Annotated in this window: 5 protein-coding genes; all 5 read right to left on the reverse strand. The window is 64.3% G+C overall.

From position 1 onward, the window contains the following. Positions 1-55: 55 nt before the first annotated feature. Complete coding sequence (gene hpf / locus D3I60_RS01570; protein WP_262774374.1) at positions 56-718, reverse strand: ribosome hibernation-promoting factor, HPF/YfiA family; 663 nt, start codon at positions 716-718, stop codon at positions 56-58. 66 nt (positions 719-784) lie between these two features. Then, positions 785-1,507: a ComF family protein gene (locus D3I60_RS01575; protein WP_262774376.1), complete on the reverse strand. Its 723-nt coding sequence runs from the start codon at positions 1,505-1,507 to the stop codon at positions 785-787. A 138-nt stretch (positions 1,508-1,645) separates the two neighbouring features. Beyond that, positions 1,646-3,376, reverse strand: coding sequence for an LpqB family beta-propeller domain-containing protein (locus D3I60_RS01580; protein WP_262774378.1), 1,731 nt, complete (start codon positions 3,374-3,376; stop codon positions 1,646-1,648). Next, positions 3,373-5,316: an MtrAB system histidine kinase MtrB gene (gene mtrB / locus D3I60_RS01585; RefSeq protein ID WP_262774380.1), complete on the reverse strand. Its 1,944-nt coding sequence runs from the start codon at positions 5,314-5,316 to the stop codon at positions 3,373-3,375. Before mtrB ends, D3I60_RS01580 begins: the two co-directional genes overlap by 4 nt. Beyond that, the gene (gene mtrA / locus D3I60_RS01590) at positions 5,313-5,993 is read right to left on the reverse strand and encodes an MtrAB system response regulator MtrA (protein ID WP_062861422.1); all 681 of its coding nucleotides are present in this window, start codon (positions 5,991-5,993) and stop codon (positions 5,313-5,315) included. Before mtrA ends, mtrB begins: the two co-directional genes overlap by 4 nt. Positions 5,994-6,191 lie beyond the last annotated feature (198 nt).

Consider the following 6,191-nt stretch of genomic DNA (forward strand, 5'->3'; position numbering starts at 1 on the left):
CGGCGGCCCAGCAACCTCGCGCGAGGTTGCTGGGCCGCCGTCAGGTAGTAATTGGTCAGTCGAGGGCTTCTTCGAGGTCGTGGTCGAGGGCGATGACTCCGTAGCTCCAGCCCTTACGGCGATAGACGACGGACGGCTTGCTCGACTCTTCGTCGATGAACAGGTAGAAGTCGTGCCCGACGAGTTCCATTCTGTTCAGCGCCTCTTCGATGCCGATGGGTGAGGCGGTGAAGGTCTTCTCTCGCAGAACCACCGGCGAATCGCCTTCGGCCTTGATGCGACCGTTCGTCTGATCGACGCTGTGGTCCGCTGCAGACTTCGCGTCGTCGGCGTCCGCATCGGGAACCATCGGTTCGGCCACCGGCATCTTCGCCAGCACCTCGGCGGTGGATTCCTTGCGGTGATGTCCCGACCGCGGCACCTTGTGCCGGTCCCTCGCTCGCCTCAGTCGTTCGACGAGCTTCGCCCATGCCAGATCGAGTGCCGCATATTTGTCGCTTGCCATGGCCTCTGCCCGAATTGCCGGCCCCTTCGCCACAACCGTGAGCTCGACCCGCTCGCTCGTCTCGGGCTGGCGGGAATTCTTCTCGTGGGTGACATGCACTTCGACACGCTGAGCGCGAGGGGCAAGCTGCTCGACCTTGGCGATCTTGTCCTCGATGTGGGCTCGAAAGCTGTCGGAGATGGTCAGTTGACGGCCGTTGACAACAATGTCCATGATGTGTCCTTAGCGACTCGCTCGTCGGATTCATCCGATCCCATGCCCTTGGATGGGTAAACACCGTTATACAGTAAAGGGAGAGACAAATCGAGTGCCCCCGCGACCGAGACCGAGAACAGCTCCTACAGCGGGCCTGATCTGCACCGATGCTAGCAGACGTGCGCTTTCTGCCAAGGTTGCGCCGGTGGTGGAGAAGTCATCGATGAGCAGGTCCGTCGGCGCGGATTCGGTGCCCGACACGGCACGGACTTCTGAGATCTCAGCGATTCTCCTCCGGTCGAGATATTGGGTCCGCTGAGCGTTCTGAGCCCGCTCGATCGCCCCGAGTCCGACCTGGTCACGCGATCGTTTCGCCGCGAGCACATCGTGGACCTCCAGAGGCAGCTCCGGCGACAGCTCCTTCGCCCGATTCGCAAGGGCGGCCGTATGCGAACCGCCTCGACGACGTCTGGCCCGCTCCGAACTGGGCGCCGGAAAGAGTCGAATCGCCCCACCCGAGTAGCCGATGAGATCGAGGGCCGCGACGATCGAACGGGTCAGCGCCAAAGCCAAGGGATCGAGGATGTCCCGGCGTCCGTCGTCCTTGAAGCCGACGACCATCTTCGAGATCTGCGAGTTGTATTCGCAGACCCCGACGACCGGAATCGTGCCGTAGCGCGGTTCCATCGCCCGTGGGATCCCACCGAGCAGCTGCAGGCAGCGGGTGCACAGGGACACGTTCTCCCGCCCGCAGCCGGCGCACCGGCGAGGCAGGAGCAGTTCGCCGAACTCCCCGAGCAGCCCCATGGGAGCAATCTACTCCATGCCCGGACCGGGGTGCCGGCGATGAGCCGCCTTCCAGAACAGCCGCACACCGCCGCCCGACGGCTCAGCCGGGACGGGAAAGTCTCCGTGGGTCAGCTGGGACAGGCGATGCTGTGCGGGTCAACCGGGATAGGAGGGATCCTTCGCTTCGACGTCGACGAGTTTCTGCCAAGCGTTCGAGTTGTAGCTGTACAGCGCGCCATCGGCACCGGTGACGAGGATCGAGCGCCCGTCCACTCCACCGGCGATGCGGCTTCCATCCGAGACCTCGCCGAGCTGTTCAGCAGGGCCGGTGACTCCGATGCGGAACGGCTGCGCTGATTCGCCTTCCTCTGCGGCCAGAGCCACGAGAGACGTCGACCCTGCCCATGAGACGTCCTTGATCTCGTGGAAGTTCGCACCCACCTCGATCGGCGTTTCGGAAACATGGCCGGACGGATTGCCCGCCTTGTCCCTGGGGATGCCGACCACGTCGACGCGATCCGGTTCCCCTTTGTGACGACTGAGCAGCGCGACACGAGTGCCGTCTCGGGAAACTTCGATATCGATGAGCTGTCGACCGTTGAGGAAATCGGCGGCGACGGTGGAGGATTTGCCGTCACGACCGACGGCCTCGAGCTCGCCTTTGTTCTCAGCCTCACCCGTCCATGTCGTGTTGAAGCGATCGATGCTGGGGCGCACGAGCTTCTTGCCTTTGAGGATCGGAGTGGCGTCCACGGCGTCGGACTTCAACCGCATGAGCTGCTTGCCGTCGTCGGCCAGATAGACGTAGAGGGAGTCATCCAATGACACCGCCGGATCGCTCGCCTGCGCCTTCTTCAGATTCGGGCTGTTCTCGACCTTGGCCACGGTGGTGCCCGAGACCCGAGAGAGGTGATCGTCGGCGAGAACCACGGGTGGCCCGTCCACCTGGACCGACGTATCGGTCTTCGGCTGCAGACTGGCCGGAACCGTCTGCCCGCCGATGCTCAGATCGATTGCCGAGATCGAGGGAATGATCTGCAGGGTGGTGGCGATCTGCTGACGGATCAGTCCCTTTTCGCGGTCGGACGGGGCCGGGTTCTGCGGTCCCAGTGCCACATTGGCGACGCCGTTCTCAATCGTCACCACGTTCGAATCCGAATCGCTGAGCTTGGCACCGTCGGGAATCGACGTGATCACCGCCCCCGAGAGGTAGGGGGCTGGTCCGCTGAGCAGCTCGTTCATCAGCACCGTCGGAGTTGAGGAGGACCGGAGGAACCAGCGGGAGTCAGGGACGAGATACGAATAGTCGGAGGTGAAGAACTGCAGCGAATAGTTGAGGAAGATCGTCTGGAAGTCGGTCTGGCTGATGAGCAGACCGTCCGGCGCCGAGGAGATCCTCCACTCCCCGTTCTCCTGCCGCAGCGAGAATTCCATGGTGGACCGAGTGCCCGGTTCGGTGGAGTTGTACACTCCGGAGGAGTCGACGAGACCGACGACCGGAGGCGATATGCTCATCGTCTTCTGATCGGAGGTGGTTCCGACGTTCAAGGAGTCGAGATCTGTGCCGTTGGGCAGCACCGACACCGATTCCTGCGGGCTCCATTTCTGCGCCTCACCCTCAGTGAGGAATGACCGGGCCACGGAGAAGTTGTTGCCGGCGCCCGCTCCTGCCCGGAGGAACCCGCGCACGATGTCCGATGGGCTGTCCCCGGGTTCGGGACCGTCGGGGATCCGCGCATTGTTCGCACCCGCATCGCCCGAGTCGTCCTCGATATGGCCGACAGGTGATGACGTCGGGATCGACGAGCAGCCGACGAGGGTCAAGGCGGTGAACACGGAGACCAGCATGGCCTTCACTCGCAGAGCTCTGGGCTTCGTGCGCATCATGACCGTCCTCCTTCTCCGTCATCCATGCCGTCACCGTCCAGGTCCGGATCGCCGACGTCCGTGTACCGCGGCCCGGTCTCGGCGGTGTCTGTCTCGGAGCCGTTGGCAGCGGCGCTGTCCGACTCGTCGGCGGCGGCCCCACCGTCCGAGACCGGCTCAAGGGCAGTCGTGGTCGTCTCAGGTGATGACGACTGCGGGGCCGCCTCGGCGACGGATTCGTGGTCGTCCTCGAGCATCTCCGGCTCGGTTTCGACGACGATCGGGATCGATCCGGTCTGGATGCGGACGGAGCCGTCCGAGGACAGCGGTCCCGCCACGAGCGCGGAACCGCGGATCTGCGCATCGCGAGGCGGCAGAGGCAGAGGTGAGGAGGTGATCTCCTGATCGGGGCGCCTGGGAATCGTCAGCCGGAAACACGACCCTTCGCCGAGTTTGCCCCAGACCTGCAGCCAGCCGTTGTGCAGGTGCGCGTCCTCGAGTGAGATCGCCAGGCCCAGACCCGACCCGCCGAGGGTGCGCTTACGAGCCGGATCGGCACGCCAGAACCGGTCGAAGACGTGCTCGACCTGCTCTTCGTTCATGCCGACTCCGTGGTCGCGCACGCTCACGGCCACCGCCTCGGCGTTGGAGGCGACATAGACGTCGACGGGGTTGTTCTCACCGTGTTCGATGGCGTTGACGACGAGATTGCGCACGATGCGCGTGATCCGCACTCGGTCGACCTCGGCCATGACCGGCGAGGACGGAGCGTGGACGACGATGGCTGTCGACATCTGTTCGGCCACCATCGACACGGTCTCGATCACCGAGGTCACGATCGCGCCGATATCGACGGGCTTGGGCACCAGCGCCGCAGCACCGGCATCGTAGCGGGAGATCTCCAGCAGGTCGGAGAGCAGGTTGTCGAACCGTTCTGCCTGCGAGTTGAGCAGTTCCGCGCTGCGCGCGGTGACGGGGTCGAGGTCGTCACGGGAATCGTAGATGAGGTCCGCGGCGGCACGGATCGTCGTCAGGGGTGTCCGCAGTTCGTGGGAGACGTCGGAGACGAACTGCCGCTGCAGCACCGACAGCCGTTCCATCTGCTCGATCTGGTGTTGGAGGGTGTCGGCCATATCGTTGAAACTCTCACCGAGGACGGCGATCTCATCGTTGCCGTGGACGGGCATGCGTTCGTCGAGGTCACCATCTGCGATCAGCCGGGCCACCTCGGCCCCGGTGCGCACCGGTGTGACGACGAGTCGGGTGACGATCCAGGCGACGGCACCGACGAGGACGACGAGAACGAGGGCGGCGACGAACATCGAACGCTGCACGAAGTTGAGCGTGTCCTGCTGTTCGCTGAGGTCGCCGAGGTAGTAGAGCTGGAACTGGCCGGCGCCCGGGATCTGCAGCTCCTGGGTGATGAGCAGACCCGGTCCGGTCCCGTCGGGCAGGCTCACCGACTGGTAGAGCTTGTCGTCGGTCGGGGCCTTGCGGATGGCCTCGCGGAGTTCATCGGAGACGGGCACCTGCGTGTCCTCACCGTCCTCGTTCGACCCACCGGCGGTGATCGTCGAGAAGGAAGAGTTCGGATCCTTCGGCTGCAAGGTCAGCGAGTACACCGACCCGGCCGAACGGTTGTAGATCGAGGACAGCTGCGAACTCAGCGTGTCCTGGGTGACCGCCTGCCCGTCGACGGGTGCCAGGGAGCGCAGCTCGGCCAGGATCGACCGAGTCTGAGAGGACAGGGAATCCAGGCGGGTGTCGAAGAGACCGCGGGCAATCTGCTGGGACATATAGGTTCCGACCCCGAAGATCGCCACCGAAGTGAGCACGATCGTGAGCACGACGATGCGGACCTGCAGGGAGTGGCTGAACGATCGGAGTATGAAGTTCCAGAACGTCTTCAGTGCCGAGGCCGCGGTGCGAACGGGTCCGTCCGCGGCTGACTCGGAAGTCACGCGGCTCGGCCGGCCTTATAGCCGACGCCGCGGACGGTGACGATGATGTCCGGCTTCTCCGGATCGCGTTCGATCTTCGACCGCAGACGCTGCACGTGGACGTTGACCAGTCGGGTGTCGGCGGCATGACGGTAGCCCCACACCTCTTCGAGCAGGGTCTCGCGGGAGAACACCTGCCACGGCTTGCGAGCCAGGGCGACGAGGAGGTCGAACTCGAGAGGGGTCAGCGACACCGGTGATCCGCCCTTGGTCACCGTGTGGCCGGCGACGTCGACGACGACGTCGCCGACGGTCAGCAGCTCGGGAGCCTGCGGTTCGGAGATCCGCAGCCGAGCGCGGACACGGGCGATGAGCTCCTTGGGCTTGAATGGCTTCGGCACATAGTCGTCGGCTCCGGATTCGAGGCCGAGGACGACATCGACGGTGTCGGACTTCGCGGTGAGCATGATGATCGGCACCGAAGAGATCTCACGGATCTCCCGGCAGACTTCGAGTCCGTCCTTGCCGGGCAGCATGAGGTCGAGAAGCACGAGGTCCGGATTGACCTTCTGGAATTCTTCGAAGGCCTGGTCTCCGGTGGCGCAGAAGAAGGGCTCGAAGCCTTCGCTTTTGAGCACAATTCCGATCATTTCGGCCAAAGCCGTGTCATCATCAACTACGAGGATTCGAGCGTTCATGCTCCCATTGTCCCTTATGTTCGCGTGTTCTTCGGTTCTCGACACTCCTAGCCTATCGGGCGTTGTCGAATGCCTCATGCACCGGATCCGCCGACAGCGGTGACCGACGGTTCACCTGCCGCCCCGCACGGCCTTCTGCAGCGGGCCGAACACGCCCCGAGGCCGACCACCGGAACGGCCTCCCGACCTCCCCCCGAT

The sequence above is a fragment of the Brevibacterium permense genome, from assembly GCF_025506275.1.
Taxonomy (GTDB): domain Bacteria; phylum Actinomycetota; class Actinomycetes; order Actinomycetales; family Brevibacteriaceae; genus Brevibacterium; species Brevibacterium permense_A.

Excerpts from the sequence above, each read along its gene's own strand:
- hpf (WP_262774374.1), bottom strand. The coding sequence starts at position 718 with ATGGACATTGTTGTCAACGGCCGTCAACTGACCATCTCCGACAGCTTT.
- D3I60_RS01575 (WP_262774376.1), bottom strand. The coding sequence starts at position 1,507 with ATGGGGCTGCTCGGGGAGTTCGGCGAACTGCTCCTGCCTCGCCGGTGC.
- D3I60_RS01580 (WP_262774378.1), bottom strand. The coding sequence starts at position 3,376 with ATGATGCGCACGAAGCCCAGAGCTCTGCGAGTGAAGGCCATGCTGGTC.
- mtrA (WP_062861422.1), bottom strand. The coding sequence starts at position 5,993 with ATGAACGCTCGAATCCTCGTAGTTGATGATGACACGGCTTTGGCCGAA.